This is a genomic window from Actinoallomurus acaciae, assembly GCF_042429965.1.
Lineage (GTDB): Bacteria > Actinomycetota > Actinomycetes > Streptosporangiales > Streptosporangiaceae > Actinoallomurus > Actinoallomurus acaciae.
On record NZ_JBHLZP010000148.1, the window covers coordinates 1 to 16674 of the forward strand.

At 71.5% G+C, this 16674-nt stretch carries 20 protein-coding genes; 17 read left to right on the forward strand and 3 right to left on the reverse strand.

The features are described 5' to 3' along the window. From ACFFNX_RS20600 to ACFFNX_RS20645, 10 genes are all read left to right on the forward strand, one after another. The coding region (locus ACFFNX_RS20600; protein ID WP_378204475.1) for a lyase family protein at positions 1-721 on the forward strand (721 nt) is incomplete at its 5' end. Then, on the forward strand, positions 709-996 hold the full coding sequence (locus tag ACFFNX_RS20605; protein ID WP_378204478.1) for a hypothetical protein: 288 nt from the start codon (positions 709-711) through the stop codon (positions 994-996). The genes ACFFNX_RS20600 and ACFFNX_RS20605, both read left to right, overlap by 13 nt. Then, positions 993-1163 (forward strand): hypothetical protein, encoded by a 171-nt coding sequence (locus ACFFNX_RS20610; protein WP_378204481.1) that lies wholly within the window; start codon positions 993-995, stop codon positions 1161-1163. The genes ACFFNX_RS20605 and ACFFNX_RS20610 overlap by 4 nt, the downstream gene beginning before the upstream one ends. Then, positions 1160-1906 carry a 3-oxoadipate enol-lactonase gene (gene pcaD, locus ACFFNX_RS20615; protein ID WP_378204484.1) on the forward strand — a complete coding sequence of 249 codons (747 nt, stop codon included), beginning with the start codon at positions 1160-1162 and terminating at the stop codon, positions 1904-1906. Before ACFFNX_RS20610 ends, pcaD begins: the two co-directional genes overlap by 4 nt. Beyond that, complete coding sequence (gene pcaC, locus ACFFNX_RS20620; protein ID WP_378204487.1) at positions 1903-2280, forward strand: 4-carboxymuconolactone decarboxylase; 378 nt, start codon at positions 1903-1905, stop codon at positions 2278-2280. The genes pcaD and pcaC overlap by 4 nt, the downstream gene beginning before the upstream one ends. A gap of 114 nt (positions 2281-2394) precedes the next feature. Continuing rightward, positions 2395-2772 (forward strand): hypothetical protein, encoded by a 378-nt coding sequence (locus ACFFNX_RS20625; protein WP_378204490.1) that lies wholly within the window; start codon positions 2395-2397, stop codon positions 2770-2772. Between the two features lie 125 nt (positions 2773-2897). Next, entirely contained in the window at positions 2898-3638 is a 741-nt protein-coding gene (locus tag ACFFNX_RS20630; RefSeq protein ID WP_378204493.1) for an IclR family transcriptional regulator, read from the forward strand. A 55-nt stretch (positions 3639-3693) separates the two neighbouring features. Next, positions 3694-4329 carry a LysE family translocator gene (locus ACFFNX_RS20635; protein ID WP_378204496.1) on the forward strand — a complete coding sequence of 212 codons (636 nt, stop codon included), beginning with the start codon at positions 3694-3696 and terminating at the stop codon, positions 4327-4329. A 64-nt stretch (positions 4330-4393) separates the two neighbouring features. Then, positions 4394-5128, forward strand: coding sequence for a DUF7873 family protein (locus tag ACFFNX_RS20640; RefSeq protein WP_378204499.1), 735 nt, complete (start codon positions 4394-4396; stop codon positions 5126-5128). Between the two features lie 418 nt (positions 5129-5546). Next, positions 5547-6461: a hypothetical protein gene (locus tag ACFFNX_RS20645; protein WP_378204502.1), complete on the forward strand. Its 915-nt coding sequence runs from the start codon at positions 5547-5549 to the stop codon at positions 6459-6461. Positions 6462-6474: 13 nt separating this feature from the next. On the opposite strand, the gene ACFFNX_RS20650 is transcribed toward ACFFNX_RS20645, so the two are convergent. After that, positions 6475-7323, reverse strand: coding sequence for a spermidine synthase (locus ACFFNX_RS20650; RefSeq protein ID WP_378204504.1), 849 nt, complete (start codon positions 7321-7323; stop codon positions 6475-6477). A 174-nt stretch (positions 7324-7497) separates the two neighbouring features. On the opposite strand from ACFFNX_RS20650, the gene ACFFNX_RS20655 reads away from it, so the two are divergent. The 6 genes from ACFFNX_RS20655 (at position 7498) to ACFFNX_RS20680 (ending at position 12802) form a co-directional block, all read left to right on the forward strand. Then, entirely contained in the window at positions 7498-9849 is a 2352-nt protein-coding gene (locus tag ACFFNX_RS20655; protein ID WP_378204507.1) for an MFS transporter, read from the forward strand. After that, complete coding sequence (locus tag ACFFNX_RS20660; protein WP_378204510.1) at positions 9846-10316, forward strand: MarR family transcriptional regulator; 471 nt, start codon at positions 9846-9848, stop codon at positions 10314-10316. The genes ACFFNX_RS20655 and ACFFNX_RS20660 overlap by 4 nt, the downstream gene beginning before the upstream one ends. 25 nt (positions 10317-10341) lie before the next feature. Then, the gene (locus ACFFNX_RS20665; protein ID WP_378204513.1) at positions 10342-11118 is read left to right on the forward strand and encodes an MSCRAMM family protein; all 777 of its coding nucleotides are present in this window, start codon (positions 10342-10344) and stop codon (positions 11116-11118) included. A gap of 14 nt (positions 11119-11132) precedes the next feature. Next, positions 11133-11933: a YceI family protein gene (locus ACFFNX_RS20670; protein WP_378204516.1), complete on the forward strand. Its 801-nt coding sequence runs from the start codon at positions 11133-11135 to the stop codon at positions 11931-11933. Between the two features lie 82 nt (positions 11934-12015). Further along, a complete protein-coding gene (locus ACFFNX_RS20675) occupies positions 12016-12375 on the forward strand; it encodes a hypothetical protein (RefSeq protein ID WP_378204519.1) in 360 nt (119 codons plus the stop codon). Further along, complete coding sequence (locus ACFFNX_RS20680) at positions 12368-12802, forward strand: hypothetical protein (protein WP_378204522.1); 435 nt, start codon at positions 12368-12370, stop codon at positions 12800-12802. Before ACFFNX_RS20675 ends, ACFFNX_RS20680 begins: the two co-directional genes overlap by 8 nt. Before the next feature lie 49 nt (positions 12803-12851). On the opposite strand, the gene ACFFNX_RS20685 is transcribed toward ACFFNX_RS20680, so the two are convergent. Beyond that, positions 12852-13589, reverse strand: coding sequence for a hypothetical protein (locus ACFFNX_RS20685; protein WP_378204525.1), 738 nt, complete (start codon positions 13587-13589; stop codon positions 12852-12854). Positions 13590-13631: 42 nt separating this feature from the next. After that, entirely contained in the window at positions 13632-14297 is a 666-nt protein-coding gene (locus tag ACFFNX_RS20690) for a PhzF family phenazine biosynthesis protein (protein WP_378204528.1), read from the reverse strand. Positions 14298-14431: 134 nt separating this feature from the next. Between ACFFNX_RS20690 and paaZ the strand changes: the two genes are divergently transcribed. Then, positions 14432-16462 (forward strand): phenylacetic acid degradation bifunctional protein PaaZ, encoded by a 2031-nt coding sequence (paaZ, locus tag ACFFNX_RS20695; protein WP_378204531.1) that lies wholly within the window; start codon positions 14432-14434, stop codon positions 16460-16462. Positions 16463-16674 lie beyond the last annotated feature (212 nt).

Here is a 16674-nt window from a genome sequence, read left to right on the forward strand (position 1 = left end):
GCTCGGCGGCGCGGCCGGGACGATGGCGGCGTTCGGCACCACCGAGTTGCTGCCGGTGTTCGCCGAGGAGACCGGCCTGGCCGAGGCCGTCCTGCCCTGGCACACGCTCCGCGCGCCGGTCGCCGAACTCGGCGCCGCGCTGGCCCTGGTCGCGGGCGCGCTCGGCAAGCTCGCGACCGACGTCGTCACGCTCGCCCAGACCGAGATCGGCGAGATCGCCGAACCGGCCGCCCCCGGACGCGGTGGTTCGTCGGCCATGCCGCACAAGCGCAACCCGGTGCTCGCCACCATGATCCGCTCCACCGCGCTGCGCGTACCGGCGTACGCACAGGTCCTGTTCGCCTCGCAGGCGGCCGCGCTGGAACGCCCCGCGGGGGAGTGGCACGCCGAATGGCTACCGCTGAACGACGCCCTGCGGCTGACCGGCGGCGCGGCCGAGACCGCAGCCGAACTCGCCGGCGGGCTGGAGGTCTTCCCGGACCGGATGCGCGCGAACCTGCGCGATGAGCTGCTGTCGGAGCACGTCGCGGCGGTGCTGGCGAGTGAGGTCGGTCGTGCCGAGGCCGGTCGCGTGGTCGCGGCGGCGTTGCGTGAGGGCCGTCCGCTGCGTGACCTGGTCCCGGGCGGGGTCGACCCGGCCGACGCCGTCGGTCCTGCGGCGGAGCTGGTCGATCGGGCTCTTGCGGCTTATACGGCGGAGGCGGGCCGATGGAGCGACTGAAGCACCGCCTCGACGGCGCGGACGGCGCGCGCGTCCTCGTCGGCGGGTTGGAGGTCTTTCCGGATCGGATGCGCGCGGATCTGTGTGATGAGTTGTTGTCGGAGCATGTCGTCGCGACGCCGGCACGCGAGACCGGCCGCACCGAGGCCGACCGCACGGTCGCCGCGGCCCTGCGTGAGGGCCGCCCGCCGCGCGACCTGGTCCCCGGCGGAATCGACCCGGCCGAGCTCGTCGACCGCGCCCTCGCGGCCTACGCCGCGGAGGCGGGCCGATGACGCGGCTGAACGGCGGGATCGCGGCGGCGCGGGCGATGCTTGCGCTTGTGGGTGCTGTGCGGGGGCGTCCGCTGTGGGATCTGGTCCGTGGTGAGGGCGCCCTCGGCCCTGTGGCCGTGCTCGTCGATCGGGACCTCGTGGCCTACGTCGTGGAGGCGGGCCGATGACGTGGCTGCACCATCGCCTCGACGGGCCGGATGGCGCGCCCGTCCTCGTGCTCGGGCCGTCGCTGGGGACGACCATGGACCTGTGGGAGCCGCAGCTCGCCGGGCTGGCCGTGGGTCGGCGGGTGCTCCGGTACGACCTGCCGGGGCACGGCGGCTCCGACGTCGTCCATGGCACGATCGGTGACATCGCCGCGGCGGTGACCGGTCTGCTCGACGGGCTCGGCCTGGAGAGGGTGGCCTACGGCGGCGTCTCGCTCGGCGGGGCGGTCGGCACCGCACTGGCCATCGAGCACCCCGAGCGGATCACGAGCCTGATCCTGTGCTGCACCTCCGCGCGCTTCGGCGACCCCGCCGCCTGGCACGACCGGGCCGCGAAGGTGCGCGACGGTGGGCTGGAGCCGCTCGCGGACACGTTCCTCGGCCGGTGGTTCACCCCCGCGTACACCGGAACCGCGGCCGCACGGGCGATGCTCGCGCACGTGGACGCGGAGGGCTACGCGGCCTGCTGTGAGGCGCTCGCCGCCTTCGACGCGCGCGACCGGCTCGGCGAGGTGAGCGCGCCGACGCTGGTCGTCGCCGGGGCCGAGGACGTCGCCACGCCGCTGGAGCACGCCGAGACGCTCGCCGAGGGCATCCCCGGAGCGAGGCTCGTCGTCGTACCGGGCGCCGCCCACCTCGCCAACCTCGAACGACCGGAGCCGGTGACGCACGCGATGCTCCGCCATCTCGAAGGGACGCCATGAGTGACGGAATGACGGTCCGCCGTGAGGTGCTCGGCGACGCTCACGTCGACCGGGCCGAGGCCCGCAAGACCGGGTTCACCGCCGACTTCCAGGACTTCATCACCCGGTACGCCTGGGGGGAGATCTGGACCCGGCCGCTGCTGGACCGGCGCACCCGCAGCTGCATCACCCTGACCGCCCTGGTCGCGCGCGGCCACCTGGAGGAGCTGGCGCTGCACGTACGCGCGGCGGTGCGCAACGGCCTCAGCGCCGACGAGATCAAGGAGGTGCTGCTGCAGACCGCGGTGTACTGCGGTGTGCCCGCCGCCAACTCCGCCTTCGCCGTCGCCCAGCGCGTCCTGATCGAGGACGGCGTGATCACCGAACGTGAGTGATCGATTTCCCTTCGGAGTTTTACTCCCCGTAATATCTCGGGTGCACTGCGTATTACCCGAGAGTCTCCGGAACCCCCCGGGAGACGCGACAGAGGGGAGATAGGGTCAATGCTCATGGCCGAAGCCGAACGCAAGATCCAGCAGCTCTACAACGATGTCAACGCCATCTACGGCATGCTGAACGACATCGGTAAGACGCAGGGCGAGCACGGCAAGCAGCTCACCGACCTCAGCCAGAGCCTGACGACGGTCCGGGCCACCCAGATGCGTCACGGTAACCGTCTCGACGAGCTGGACGCCGGCATCGCGGGTCTCAGCGGCCAGCTCAAGGAGATGCGCATCACCCAGATGCGCCACGAGAACCGCTTCACCGAGATCGACGAGCGGTTCGCCCGGATCGACCAGCGCTTCGACGCGCAGGATGAACATCTCGCGAGCCAGGATCGCAAGCTGGATCTGATCATGAAGGCGCTCGACATCAGCGCCAACTGATCCGCGCGGCGGCGTCCCGTCCCACCGGTCCGGTGTGGCGGGACGCCGCTTATTGTGGATGCCCGGGTCGGGAAGGCAGGGCATTGGCGAGCGCGGGAACACCCCCCAGCGTGGCGGGGAAAGTGATGGCGATTCTGGAGGCGTTCGCGCCCGGCGGCGTCCGGCTGAGCCTCACCGAGATCTGCCGGCGCGCGGACCTGCCTCTCGCCACCGGTCACCGGCTCGTCGGCGAGCTGACCACCGGCGGTTTCCTCGAACGCCTGCCCGACGGCTCCTACCGCGTCGGCATGCACCTGTGGCGCATCGGTGCCCAGGCCTCGGCCGCGACCGCCCTGCGCGAGCTGGCGCTGCCGCACATGGAGGACCTGTACGAGGTCACCCACGAGAACGTCCAGCTCGCCGTCCTCAACGACCGCAAGGCCCTCTACCTCGAGCGCCTGCGCGGCCCCCGGTCGGTGCCGATCGTGACGCGGGTGGCCGCCGAACTCCCGCTGCACGCGACCGGAGTCGGCCGGGTGCTGCTCGCCTTCTCCTCCGATGCGTTCATCGACGGCGTGCTCGCCGGGGGCCTGACGTCGCACACGCCGCACACGCTCACCGACCCCGAGCGGCTGCGAGCCTGCCTCGCCGACGTCCGCCGGTCCGGCTACGCGGTGACCAACGAGGAGATGACCCTCGGCTCCTGCTCGGTGGCGGCGCCCGTGCGCGACGCCGGCGGCGGCGTGCTGGCCGCGATGTCGCTGGTGACCCGCAGGCACGGGGCCGACCTGCGAAGGCTCGTGCCGGCCGTGCTCGCGGCCACGCGGGCGCTGTCGCGCGACGTCATCGCCCACGGCGGTTCCGGCGAGTGGCGCGACCTGGCCTGACGGCCCGCCGGAAACCGCGTTGTGCGACGGCGGGTGCGCGCCTACCGTCAGGTCGGTGATCTCCCTCTCCCAGGCGCTGGCCTTCGGCCTCGCCGCCATGATCATCATCGTGATCCCCGGCCCGAGCGTGCTGTTCGTCGTGGGCCGGGCCCTGGCGTACGGCCGCCGCACCGCGCTGGTCTCGGTCGTCGGCAACGAGCTGGGCGCACTCGTCGTGGCCGGCGCGGTCGCGCTCGGCATCGGCGAGGTGGTCGAGCGCTCCGTGGCCCTGTTCACCGTGATCAAACTGTGCGGCGCCGCGTACCTCGTCTTTCTCGGCACCCGTGCGCTGCTGCGCGGGCGCGGCCACGTCGAGGTGCGCGCCGACCCGTACGAGCGCGGCGTCCTGCGCGCGTGCGTCGACGGGTTCCTCGTCGGCGTCGCCAACCCCAAGACCGTGGTGTTCTTCGCCGCGGTGCTGCCGCAGTTCGTCGACCGCGAACGCGGCGGTGTGTCCCTCCAGATGTTCACGCTCGGGTTGATCTTCGTCCTGATCGCGCTGATCTGCGACTCGACCTGGAGCCTGGCGGCCAGCGGGACGCGCGCCTGGTTCGGGCGCTCGCCGCGACGCCTCCGGCTGGTCGGGGGAGCGGGCGGCCTCGCCATGATCGGCCTGGGCCTCGGCATCGCCGTCACGGGCCGCAAGGATTGACCTTTAATCGGCTGCGTCGGAACAGTTCTCGCGATAGCGTTCCTTTGCCTGAAAAGGGGGCAAAGTGGCGAAGCTTAATCAGATAATCGCCGTGGAAAAGGGCGTCAAGAGCGGCGCCCTCCGCGACCTGACCGACGCGCACCACGGCCTGCAGAAGCCGGCGCTGCTGGCCGGTATCTCGCGGGTGTACCAGCCGAAGGACGAAGAGGGCGAGCAGCTTCCGCCGGAGTCCACGCGAGTGCAGGTCAAGGCGGATGAGGTCATCCGGCGCACCTCGGAGATCATGACGCGGCTGTTCGACGTGACCGCGACCAAGGACTGGGCGAACTGCACCGCCAAGGCCGACATCACGGTCGACGGCCGTACTCTGCTGCGCGACGTCCCGGTGTCGTACCTGCTCTTCCTGGAAAAGCAGCTCACCGATCTGCACACCTTCATCAAGCGGCTGCCGGTGCTGGACGCGGCGGAGTCGTGGTCGTTCGACGAGTCGGCCGACTGCTGGAAGACCGAGCCGGTGCGCACCAACCGTACGAAGAAGGTGCCGCGCAACCACGTCAAGGCCGAGGCGACCGACAAGCACCCGGCCCAGGTCGAGGTGTACTACGAGGACGTCGCGGTCGGCTACTGGACCACGACGAAGTTCTCCGGCGCGCTGCCCGCCCGGCGGATCAACGAGCTGGTCGACCGGGTGGATCGGCTCCAGCGGGCGGTGAAGTTCGCCCGCGAGGAGGCCAACGGAGCCGAGATCACCGACCAGCGCACCGGTGAGGTCATCTTCGGCTACCTGTTCGAGAGGTAGCCTCAAGGACTCCCCCGCCCCGCGCGGGGGATGCGTGAGGAGCGCAAGCTGAAACTGAAGCTCAGTTTGAACGCGGAGAGAAAAGTGGGGGTTCGAATCCCCCTCCCGGCACTCCATGCCGGGATGGCCCAATGGCAGAGGCGCACCAACCGCACAGACTCAGACTCTCGCTCCAGATTCAGCATTCGCCGCTCAACACCGGATCGACCGAGTGCGGACGACACTCGCCGAGGTGCCGGTTCGAGCCCGGCATGCCGCTCCACGTGCGGCGTTAGCTCAATAGGCAGAGCACGGCGACCTCAGGACTGATCCGCACTCTTAAACGTGCCGGTGTGTGCAAGTGGGCGGGACATCGGGGTCCGGGGGATGGACAACGCCCCCGGACCCCACCGCCGCGCGGCAGAAGGGGACACCCGGGATGAACGACGCTCCACTTCCGCCCGAGGCCCTCGGCGAGGTCGCCGCGGGGCTTGCCGAGGTCGTGTCCGGCTTCGCCGACGAGGTCGGCGGCGCGATCACTCTCGCCGAGTTCCTGGAGGTCCTCGGCTGGGCGGTCCCGACGAACAGTGAAGCCATCGACGAGGTCCTCCCACGGCCGCTGACGTTCAAGGTCACCCTGACGGGCGGCGAACGGTACGACGGCGACGAGCCGTCCCGAGTCCCGGAGCTGAACGACGCCGTCTTCGAGGACGCGGGGGAGTGCCAGGCCGTGCTGGCCGAGCGGCTCAGCGCCGCGACCGGTGCGCCGGTCACCCCGCGGCGGCTCGCGGAGGCCCTGCTCCAGGTGCTCCGCTCCGGGCGGATCCCGCTGGCCGACGTCCAGGGCGCGGACATTCGCGGGCTCACGGCCGAGGTGCCGGCCAGACGTGTCCCCAGGCCGAGGCCCGGGGACGTGCTGGCGATTCCCGCGCGCCGGCGCGGCCACCACCTGGCCGTCGTGCTGACGCGCAACCACTTCGGCACCGCGCTCGGGCTGTTCGAGGGGCGCTCACCGTACGGACGGCTCGACCCCGAGCTCCGCAAGGCGCCGCGGAGGCATCCGGTCTACACCGAGGAAAGCCAGATCGGTAACGGGGCCTGGAGGATCGTCGGTCACGACGAGAGCCTGCTCGCCCTCTTTCCCGCCGACCCGCCGATCTACCACGAGCCCGGCGCCTGGCCCGGGATCGTGGACACCGGCGAGTTCGGCGCGGCCGAGACCGCCGGCGGTTCCCTGCGGTTCATCGACGCGGACGAGGCGCGCGAGGTCGGCCTTCAGGACGGGACGTACCGGTCCGGCTATGTCGCCGAGCATCTGCAGAAGATCCTGGACGGTGGGGAGGACCGGGCGTAGCCGGGGCCGGAACTCAGCCGAAGACGCCGTCGGGCGGAGGCGGCGACGGGCGGGCCGTCGCGTCGGTGACCGGGGCCGCGCCCGAGGCGAACCTCGTCAGCTCCTCCCCGTACACCACCCGGCCCGGGAACGGATCACCGGCGGCCCTGCGGGTCAGGTCGGCCACCGGCGGCTCGGTGCGCCCGGCCACCAGGACGAGGTTGCCGAACCGGCGGCCCCGAAGCACCGCCGGGTCGGCGATGAGGCACATTTCGGGCAGGACCGCGCGCAGCGTCGCGACCTGGGCGCGGGCGAAGGACAGCGGCGCGCCGTCGGCCAGGTTCGCGGCGTAGAACCCTCCCGCGCGCAGCGTGCGTGCGGCGGCGGTGTGGAACTCCACGGACGTCAGGTGGGCGGGCAGCCGCCCCCCGGCGTAGACGTCCGCCACGACCAGGTCGAAGGCGTCCTCGGGCGCGCGGGCCAGGACGGCGCGCGCGTCGCCGACGCGGATCCGGACCCGTGCGCCGCGGTCCAGGGGAAGGCGCCGCCGTACGAGGTCGACCAGGGCGGCGTCGATCTCCACCACCTGCTGGGTGGACCGCGGCCGGGTGGCCGCGACGTACCGCGCGAGCGTCAGGCCGCCACCGCCGAGGTGCAGCACGCGCAGCGGCCGTCCTCGCGGGGCGATCAGGTCGACGACGTGGCCGAGCCGCCGGACGTACTCGAAGTCCAGATACTCCGGATCGTCCAGGTCGACGTGCGACTGCGGGGTGCCGTCGACCTCGAGCGTCCAGGAGTGCGGCCGGTCGGGATCCGGCACGAGCGCGGCGACGCCCGAGTCGATCTCCTCCTCGACCGGTACCGGCCGTTGTCGGTGGGCCATCGGTCCAGTATCGAGCAGTCGGGAGGGTGAACGACGGTGACGCGACGGCCTGTTGAGTGGGTTGTCACACTCCGGAGGGGATTGAGAGCAGTGAGCATAGGCGTATAGTTAGTTAGCACTAAGCAACCTTTGTTGCGAAAATATTACGAGCAGACACAGGAGCTCAGAGCCCTTATGACAGCGCCCGCCCAGACGCACAGACGTGCGGAACAGGCACGGCCCCTCGGACCGCACTACAAGTGGATCGCCCTCTCGAACACCACGCTCGGTGTGCTGATGGTGACGATCAACCAGTCGATCGTCCTCATCGCGCTTCCGAATATTTTTGATGGAATCGGGCTCAATCCCCTCGATTCCGGCAACACGAGTTACCTGCTGTGGATGATGATGGGCTTCATGGTCGTCACCGCCGTCCTGGTGGTGGCGTTCGGCAAGCTCGGCGACATGTTCGGCAGGGTCCGCATGTACAACCTCGGCTTCGCGGTGTTCACGGCCTGTTCCATCCTGCTCTCGGTCTGCTGGATGCACGGGGCCACCGCGGCGCTATGGCTGATCGGCTGGCGTATCGCCCAGGGAATCGGCGGCGCGCTGCTCTTCGCGAACTCCACCGCGATCATCACCGACGCGTTCCCCGCCACCCGGCGCGGCACCGCGTTGGGCATCAACTCCATCGCGGCGATCGCGGGGTCGTTCATCGGCCTCATCCTCGGCGGCGTCCTCGGCCCGGTGAACTGGCACTGGGTCTTCCTCGTGTCCGTCCCGGTCGGCGTCTTCGGCACGTTCTGGGCGTTCATCAAGCTGCACGACACCGGCATCCGCCGGAAGGCCAAGATCGACTGGTGGGGCAACCTGACCTTCGCGGTCGGCCTCATCGCCGTGCTCGTCGGCATCACCTACGGCCTTCAGCCGTACGGCGGCCACACCATGGGCTGGACCAACCCCTGGGTGCTCGGCGCCCTCATCGGCGGCGTCGTCATCCTGATCATCTTCCTGATCATCGAGAGCAGGATCAAAGAGCCGCTCTTCAACCTGTCGCTCTTCCGCAACCGCACCTTCGCCGCCGGCAACGTCGCCAACCTGCTGATGGCGCTCGGCCGTGGTGGTCTGCAGTTCATGCTGATCATCTGGCTGCAGGGCATCTGGCTGCCGCAGCACGGATACAGCTTCGAGGACACCCCGCTCTGGGCGGGCATCTACATGATCCCGCTGACCATCGGCTTCCTGTTCTCGGCGCCGCTGTCGGGCATCCTGTCGGACAAGCTCGGCCACCGCTACTTCACCGTCGGCGGCACGCTCATCACCGGGCTGAGCTTCCTGCTCATGCTCGTCATCCCGGTGAACTTCTCCTACCCGGTCTTCGCCCTGCTGCTCGTCGTCAACGGCATCGGCTCCGGCATGTTCTCCTCGCCGAACCGCGCGGAGATCATGAACGCGGTCCCCGCCGACCAGCGCGGCGTCGGGGCCGGCATGAACGCCACGTTCATGAACGCCTCGTCGGTGCTGTCCATCGGCATCTTCTTCAGCCTGATGGTGGTCGGCCTGGCGGCGAACCTGCCGGACACGATGTACAGCGGTCTGGTCTCGCAGGGCATCCATCCGCAGTCGGCGCAGACCATCGCGCACCTGCCGCCGATCGCGGTGCTGTTCGCCGCGTTCCTCGGCTACAACCCGATGAAGGAGCTGCTCGGGCCCGAGCTGGGCAACCTGAAGGACCACGGCGCCTATCTGACCGGGCGCAGCTACTTCCCGCACCTGATCACCAAGCCGTTCCACCAGGGCCTGGTCATCGCCTTCGCGTTCGCCATCGCCGCCTGCGTCATCGCCGCGGTCGCGTCGCTGCTGACCAAGCGCGCCAAGAAGCCCGCCCAGCACGAGTCCGTCGGTTCGGAACTGGCCGGCGTGACCGGCGAGGCCGGCAGCGGCATGAGCGAGCTGAACGTCCCGCAGATGGTGCCCAACGGTTCGGGCCCGTCTCCCCGGGAGTCCTTCGTCCACGAGGGCACCGGCGAGGTCGGGGCGCACGGCGTGCGGGGCCTGGTCCACGACGGCGCCGGCAATCCGGTGGCGTTCGCGGCGATCACGATCGCCGGTCCGGACGGGCACCAGCTCGGGCGCACCAACACGGGCCCCGACGGCCGGTACGCCTTCCAGGCCCCTCCCGGCGACTACCTCGTGATCACCAGCGCGCCCGGGTGGGCGCCGCAGGCGGCGACGGTGTTGGTCGGCGCGTCCGGCGCGGTGCAGGACTTCGCCCTCGACGGCGACGAGTCCGGCCCGACCGGGGAGATGCGCGGCGTCATCCGATCGCCCGACGGCATTCCGCTGGGCGGCATCACGACCACCGTCACCGACGAGACCGGCGAGGTCATCGCGACCACGACCTCCGGCCACGATGGGTCCTACCACCTCACCGGGCTGGCGGACGGGCACTACACCGTCGTCGCGGCGGGGCACCGGCCGGCCACGGTCGCGGTACGGATCGACTCCGCCGAGCCCGCCACCGTACGCGTGGCGCTGGGCGAATGACCACGGGCCCGGCGGAGCCGGCGACGGCGGAGCCGGTCACGACGGTGGGTTCGGCCGCGACGGCAGGGCGGCTCAGGCTCGCGATGGTGGGCCTGAACCGCAAGCTCCGCAAGGACTGGCCCGACGACCTGACGCCGAGCCGGCTGTCGGCGCTGGCCACGATCGCGGCCGGCGAGCCGCTGTCGGTGGGGGAACTGGCCAAGCGGATGGCGGTCAGCACGCCCACCGTGTCGCACATCGTCGACGCGCTGGACAAGCTCGGTCTCATCGACCGGCTGCAGGACCCGAACGACCGGCGCATCTGCCGGCTCACCGCCAGCGGGGCCGGGACCGAACTGCTGGAGGAGCTGACCAGGCGCACCACCGGAAGGCTCGCCGAACACATCCACCGGCTGCCGCCCGCTCAGCGGTCTGCGCTGGAGGCCGCGCTGCCCGCCCTCGAGGCCCTCGCGGCGGCCCCGGAATAGCCATTAATCGGAGGAAGAGATAGTCATGGTTGAGAACGCGGCGCTACGGGAGACGCTCACCGTCTTCGGCACCGTCCGGCGCACCGAGGGCCCGCCGGTCTCGGGGGCGGTCGTGACGCTGGCCGACATGGCAGGTCGCAAGATCGGTTCGGCGTACACCGGGCCGGACGGGGAGTACCGCCTCGGCGTCAGCAACGGCGGCACGTACCTCATCATCGCCTCGGCGCAGGGTCACGAGCCGATCGCCTCGCTCGTCGCCGTCGGCGACGACACCGTCCGCCACGACATGACCGTCGCCGGTGTCGGCGGTCTGACCGGCACCGTGCGGATCGCCGGCAGCGGCACGCCCGTGCGGGGTGCCACCATCACCGTCACCGACGTGCAGGGCGAGGTCGTCGGCACCGCGCGTACCGGCGAGGAGGGCGGCTTCTCCTTCATCAGCCTGCCCGAGGGCATGTACACGCTGGTCGTGTCGGCGTCGTCGCACCAGCCGGCCGCCGCCGCCGTCACCATCCGCCAGGGCACCCAGGCGCGCCAGGACCTCGTGCTCGCCGCGCGCGGCTCGCTGCACGGCGAGGTCTGGAGCCACGACAGACCCTATGAGAACGCACGAGTCACTCTGATGAACGAGGAAGGGAAGATCGTCGCGACCGCGATGAGCGACGCCAGCGGTTCGTTCTCCTTCGGCGACCTCGCGCTGGGGAACTACACGCTCGTCGCGGCCGGACATGGTCCGGCCGCCGTGTCCGTCCAGGTCAAGGACGGCCAGGCCATCGACGCCGACGTAACCCTGAGCGCCTGAAAGGGGCCCCTCTCGTGAATCCCTCAGTCACGGTCCGGGTGCTCGCTCCCGGCGGCTGGCCGGTCGAGCACGCGGTCCTCACCCTCACCGACACGGCGGGCCGCCAGATCGGCCGTACGACGGTGGACTCGGCCGGACGTGCCGCGATCGCGCAGGTGGCGCCGGGCGCGTACACGCTCATCGTCGCCGCACCCGGCCACCAGCCGGTCGCGCGCAGCGCGGTCGTCGGCGCCGGCGGGCTCGACCTGGGCGAGATCCAGCTCACCACCACCGGCGATCTCCAACTGCCCCAGCCGGGCGTCTGGGACATCGACCCGGTGCACTCCTCCGTCCACTTCCGCGCCCGGCACCTCGGGCTGGCGAGCGTGCGGGGCCGCATCGCCGAGTTCGGCGGCGCCGCGACCATCACCGAGCCGGTGGAGAACTCCGTCGTCGAGGTCACGCTTCAGGCCGGAAGCGTCGACACCGGCAACGACGATCGCGACACGCACCTGCGCAGCAAGGACTTCCTGCACGTGGAGGCGTTCCCCGAGATCGCGTTCCGGAGCAAGGGCCTGCGCCCGCAGGGCCAGGACCGCTGGGCCATGGACAGCGAGCTGACCATCCGCGGCGTGACCCGCCAGGTCGTGCTCGACCTGACCTTCCTCGGCGTCGGGCCGGACCCGTGGGGCGGCACGCGTGCGGCCTTCCACGCGGTGACCGAGCTGCGGCGCGAGGACTTCGCCATCGACTGGAACCAGGCGGTGCGGGTCGGCATCGGCGTGGTCGGCGGCATCCTCCAGGTCGAGCTCGACGTCGAGATCGTACGTCGCTGACGCCTCCTACTACGACGCGTAGTACTGTCTCGTCCCGTAATGCGTAATGGTCGGGTCGTCGGGTCGAGGGGAAGGCTGACGCGTGGTCGACACGCTGGCGGTGACACTGATCGTCGGCATGCTGGTCCTCGCCGGGCTGAGTCTGGTGATGACCGCGCTGGACCGCCGGGTCGGCAGGCTCCTGCTGGCCGCGGCGGCCCTCGGCGAGGCCGGGCTGCTCGTGCAGGTGGTGTGGGCGATCGTCCGCATCGCCGGCGGAGCGCGCCCGGCCGGCGGGATGGCGATCTTCATCGGCTATCTCGCCGGGTCGCTGGTCATCCTGCCCATCGCCGCCGCGTGGGGGCTGGCGGAGCGCACCCGGTGGGGACCGGCCGTCGTGACGGCCGGCTTCCTGGTGTCGGCCGTGCTCATCGTCCGAATGCAGCAGGTGTGGCATGGCTGAGAAGACCGAGGCGGCGACCGAAGAACGGGCCGTCCGCCGCAGCGGCCCCGGCCGCGTGCTGATCGCCGTCTACGGGGTGTTCGCGCTCGCCGCCGGGGCACGGGCCGGCGTACAGATCGGCACGAAGTTCCACGAGGCGCCGGTGGCGTACCTGCTGTCGGCGTTCGCCGCGGTGGTCTACATCGTGGCGACGGTGACGCTGGCGCGGTCCGGCCGCACGTCCCACCGCATCGCGGTCACCTCGTGCACGATCGAACTGGTCGGCGTGATCGCGATCGGCACCTACAGCCTCACCGACAAGGCCGCCTTCCCGGACGCGACCGTGTGGTCCGGCTACGGCAGCGGGTACGGCTACGTGCCGCTGGTGCTGCCGATGCTCGGCCTGCTGTGGCTGTGGCGTACCCGCCGCGCGGCCGTCGACCGCTGAGCCGTGACGGCGGCACGACCGCCGTGAGAGATCGCGCCGGGGGCATGGTTCAGACCATCTCGTCGGTGTCGGTCATGATCCAGTCGCCGGGGAGCTCCGCCCGTACCGCGGTGAGCGCCTCGCCGGTACGGGCGCGGACCCACATCCAGGTTCGCTGGTCGTCGCGGATGATCACATCGGGGCCGGCGAACCAGCGGATCGCGGGCGTGGCCGTCTGGGACGTCGGATAGTCGGGCAGCGGCAGCCGCGTGTAGCGGCGTTCGAGCAGGTCGGCCTCGCCGGCCTCGAGTTCGCGGTTGTCCCCGAGCTCCTCCGAGACGAACAGCGACTCGGACAGCACGATCTCGACGCAGGCGAGCGAGAACCGGTCCAGCCACGGTTCCCAGCGCTCGGCGCTCGGGTCGGCCAGGCTCGCGCGTACCACCACCGAAGGGTCGGCCTCCTCCAGCTCGGAGACGGGGACGCCCCAGTGGACGACGGCCTGGTTCTCGACGCGGAACACCAGCACGTCCTCGTCCAGGTGAAGCAGGTCGGGGCTCAGCAGCACGTCCTGGTTGGCGGTGAGATCGTCGCGGCGGCCGAACAGCCGGTACGCCTCGCGCAGCGCCTCCGGCAGCCGCAGGCCGAGTCGCGCCTCGGCGGCGTCCAGGTCCTCCGCGGGGCAGCCGTCGTCCTCGGCCAGCGGGGTCTGCCAACCGGCCGCGAAACCGCGGATGAACCGCCACGCCTCGGCCCGGTCACCGATGCTGGTCCCGAGCTCCCGGCCGACGTCGAAGGTGTCCGTCATGCCCCGAGACGTTATTGATATCGCCTTTCGGCCGCCGGTGGATCAAGCACGACGGACGCGGCCGCCGACCTCGATCGCGTCGTGTCCTTCCGGCCGACCGGCCCCGTCCGGGCCGGGGGCCGTCAGGATCTGGGAGCCGCGGCCCTGCGTGACGGTCAGGGCGCGGCCGAGGTGGGCGGTCAGCAGGAGCGCCGCCGCGCCGGTGGCCTCGTCCTCGTCGATGCCGTCGTCCCGTCCGGGGAAGGCGCGGGCACGGATCCGGCCGTCCGCCTCGTCCTGCCACGCCCACGCGTACACCCACTCGCCCGGCGGCGGTACCGGCAGCGCGTCCACCTCGGCGGCCGAGCCGTACTCCCGCAGGGTCCGGGGCGGCGCCCACGCGGCACGCGCGCCGATCCACACGAGTCCGTCCTCGTGGCGTACGGTCACCCGGCCCGCGGGCGTCACCAGTTGCGGGACGCCGAGCAGCCAGGCCGCGCCGACACACGGATGGCCGGCGAACGGCAGCCGCAGCGTCGGCGTGTAGATGTCGATCGACCCGCGTTCCGGATCGTCGACGAACACGGTCTCGCTGAAGCCCAGCCGCCGGGCCAGCGCCTGCCGCCCGGCCTCGTCCGGAACGGAGGTGCCGTCGCGTACGACGGCCAGCTCGTTGCCGTGCCGGCCGCCGGGGTCACAGAAGACGCGCAGGACGTCGTGGTCGATCATCCCCGCAGTCAACCAGCCCGCCGCCGCGCCTGTCGCGTCGCGACCGGTGCCCGGTCGGCGAGGCCCTGAGGCGGGCCGTACGGGCCGGGTTACGATTCGGCCCGTACGGTCCACCGACGAGGAGGTCGGGTCCGATGGCACCACTGGCCGCTTACGTCTCCGGCGCCTGGCACGTCCCACAGGATGAGGGCGCCCCGCTGTACGACGCGGTGACCGGCGCGGAGATCGCACGGATCTCCTCCTCCGGCGTGGACCTCCGCGCCGCGCTCGATCACGGACGCCGGGTCGGCGGCCCGGTCCTGCGCGAGATGACCTTCCACCAGCGGGCCGCGCTGCTCAGGGCGCTGGCCTCGGAGCTGCGGGGTCACCGCGAGGAGCTGTACGACCTGTCGCTGCGCACCGGCGCGACACCGGGCGACGCCAGGTTCGACGTCGACGGCGGCATCGGCGTCCTGTTCTCCTACTCCGGCAAGGGCCGCCGCGAACTCCCCGACGACACCGTCTACGTCGAGGGCGACCTCGAACCGCTGAGCAGGACGGGCGGGTTCGTCGGCCGGCACGTCTGCACGCCGCTGCGGGGCGTCGCGGTGCAGATCAACGCCTTCAACTTCCCGGTCTGGGGGCCGCTGGAGAAGCTCGCGCCCGCGTTCCTGGCCGGTGTGCCGAGCCTGATCAAGCCGGCCGCGCAGACCGCCTACCTCACCGCGCGGCTCGTCGAGCTGATCATCGAGTCGGGCCTGCTGCCGGAGGGATCGCTGCAGCTCGTCTGCGGCGACGCGCGGGACCTGCTCGACCACCTGACCGAACAGGACCTCGTGGCGTTCACCGGTTCGGCCGCGACCGCCGTGCTGCTGCGTTCCCATCCGGTCGTGATCAACCGGTCGGTGCGCTTCAACGCCGAGGCCGACTCGCTCAACTGCTCCATCCTCGGCCCGGACGTACGCCCCGGCGACCCGGAGTTCGACGTCTTCGTCGAGCAGCTCGTCACGGAGATGACGGTCAAGGCGGGGCAGAAGTGCACCGCCATCCGGCGCGCGCTCGTACCGGCCGGGACCATCGACGACGTGGAGCGGGCCGTCGCCGAACGCCTTGCGGAGGTGACGGTCGGCAACCCGGCCGACCCCTCCGTACGCATGGGCGCGCTGGCGAGCCTGGCGCAGCGCGAGGAGGTGCGCCGGTCGCTCAAGGCGCTGTCGACCGCCGCGCGTACGGTCTTCGGCGACCCCGAGCGTGTGCGGGTCGTGGACGCCGACCCCGAGCGCGGCGCGTTCCTGTCCCCGATCCTGCTGCGCGCCGATGACACGGGCCGGGACGAACCGCACGAGGTGGAGGCGTTCGGACCGGTCAGCACCCTGCTTCCGTACGGCGCCCCCGACGAGGCCGTCGCGCTCGCGGCGCGCGGCCGGGGCAGCCTCGCCGGCTCGGTGGTGACCGGCGACCCGGAGTTCGCCCGCGCGACGGTGCTGGGGGTCGCGCCGTGGCACGGCCGGCCGCTCATCGTCGACGCGGAGACCTCGCGGGAGTCCACCGGGCACGGTTCGCCGCTGCCGGCCCTCGTCCACGGCGGACCCGGCCGGGCGGGCGGCGGCGAGGAGATGGGCGGCATCCGCGGCGTGCTGCACCACATGCAGCGCACCGCCGTGCAGGGGAGCCCGCGGATGCTCACCGCGGTCACGGGCCGCTGGACGCCCGGCGCCGAGCGTACGGTCACCGACGTCCACCCGTTCCGCAAGCACCTCGGCGAGCTGCGGATCGGTGACACCGTGGTGGCCGGGCCGCGCACCGTGACGCTGGCCGACATCGAGCACTTCGCGGAGTTCACCGGCGACACGTTCTACGCGCACATGGACGAGGAGGCCGCGCGGGCCAACCCGTTCTTCGAGGGCCGCGTGGCCCATGGGTACCTGATCGTGTCGCTGGCCGCCGGCCTGTTCGTGCATCCGGACCCCGGCCCGGTGCTGGCCAACTACGGTCTGGAGAACCTCCGCTTCCTCACGCCCGTCTACCCCGGCGACACGCTGACCGTGACGCTCACCGCCAAGCGGATCGATCCGCGGCAGGGCGCGGAGTACGGCGAGGTGCGCTGGGACGCCGAGGTGACCAAGCAGGACGGCTCGTCGGTGGCCAAGTACGACGTGCTGACGCTCGTCGCAAAGGCAGCCTGAGAACCCACGCGGGCGGATGCCGCCCGACCACCGTCGGGCCTACTGAAGACCGGTACCGGAGGCCAAGTCGAGGCGGTCGCGACGGCACCGCGCGCCTGCCAGAGCCGCCCCGCCGACCGCCTCAAACGCCCGCGGCGCACGGCGTCGTCGGCCGGTGGGTTTGTGGTGGGTGGTCAGAGGCCGCCGCGGCGGCGGAGCCAGCGTGTGCTCAG

Coding starts and splice junctions, on each gene's coding strand:
- ACFFNX_RS20625 (WP_378204490.1), top strand. CDS start 2,395: ATGGCCGAAGCCGAACGCAAGATCCAGCAGCTCTACAACGATGTCAAC.
- ACFFNX_RS20610 (WP_378204481.1), top strand. CDS start 993: ATGACGCGGCTGAACGGCGGGATCGCGGCGGCGCGGGCGATGCTTGCG.
- ACFFNX_RS20655 (WP_378204507.1), top strand. CDS start 7,498: ATGACAGCGCCCGCCCAGACGCACAGACGTGCGGAACAGGCACGGCCC.
- ACFFNX_RS20605 (WP_378204478.1), top strand. CDS start 709: ATGGAGCGACTGAAGCACCGCCTCGACGGCGCGGACGGCGCGCGCGTC.
- ACFFNX_RS20665 (WP_378204513.1), top strand. CDS start 10,342: ATGGTTGAGAACGCGGCGCTACGGGAGACGCTCACCGTCTTCGGCACC.
- ACFFNX_RS20680 (WP_378204522.1), top strand. CDS start 12,368: ATGGCTGAGAAGACCGAGGCGGCGACCGAAGAACGGGCCGTCCGCCGC.
- pcaD (WP_378204484.1), top strand. CDS start 1,160: ATGACGTGGCTGCACCATCGCCTCGACGGGCCGGATGGCGCGCCCGTC.
- ACFFNX_RS20685 (WP_378204525.1), bottom strand. CDS start 13,589: ATGACGGACACCTTCGACGTCGGCCGGGAGCTCGGGACCAGCATCGGT.
- pcaC (WP_378204487.1), top strand. CDS start 1,903: ATGAGTGACGGAATGACGGTCCGCCGTGAGGTGCTCGGCGACGCTCAC.
- ACFFNX_RS20660 (WP_378204510.1), top strand. CDS start 9,846: ATGACCACGGGCCCGGCGGAGCCGGCGACGGCGGAGCCGGTCACGACG.
- ACFFNX_RS20630 (WP_378204493.1), top strand. CDS start 2,898: ATGGCGATTCTGGAGGCGTTCGCGCCCGGCGGCGTCCGGCTGAGCCTC.
- ACFFNX_RS20645 (WP_378204502.1), top strand. CDS start 5,547: ATGAACGACGCTCCACTTCCGCCCGAGGCCCTCGGCGAGGTCGCCGCG.
- paaZ (WP_378204531.1), top strand. CDS start 14,432: ATGGCACCACTGGCCGCTTACGTCTCCGGCGCCTGGCACGTCCCACAG.
- ACFFNX_RS20690 (WP_378204528.1), bottom strand. CDS start 14,297: ATGATCGACCACGACGTCCTGCGCGTCTTCTGTGACCCCGGCGGCCGG.
- ACFFNX_RS20650 (WP_378204504.1), bottom strand. CDS start 7,323: ATGGCCCACCGACAACGGCCGGTACCGGTCGAGGAGGAGATCGACTCG.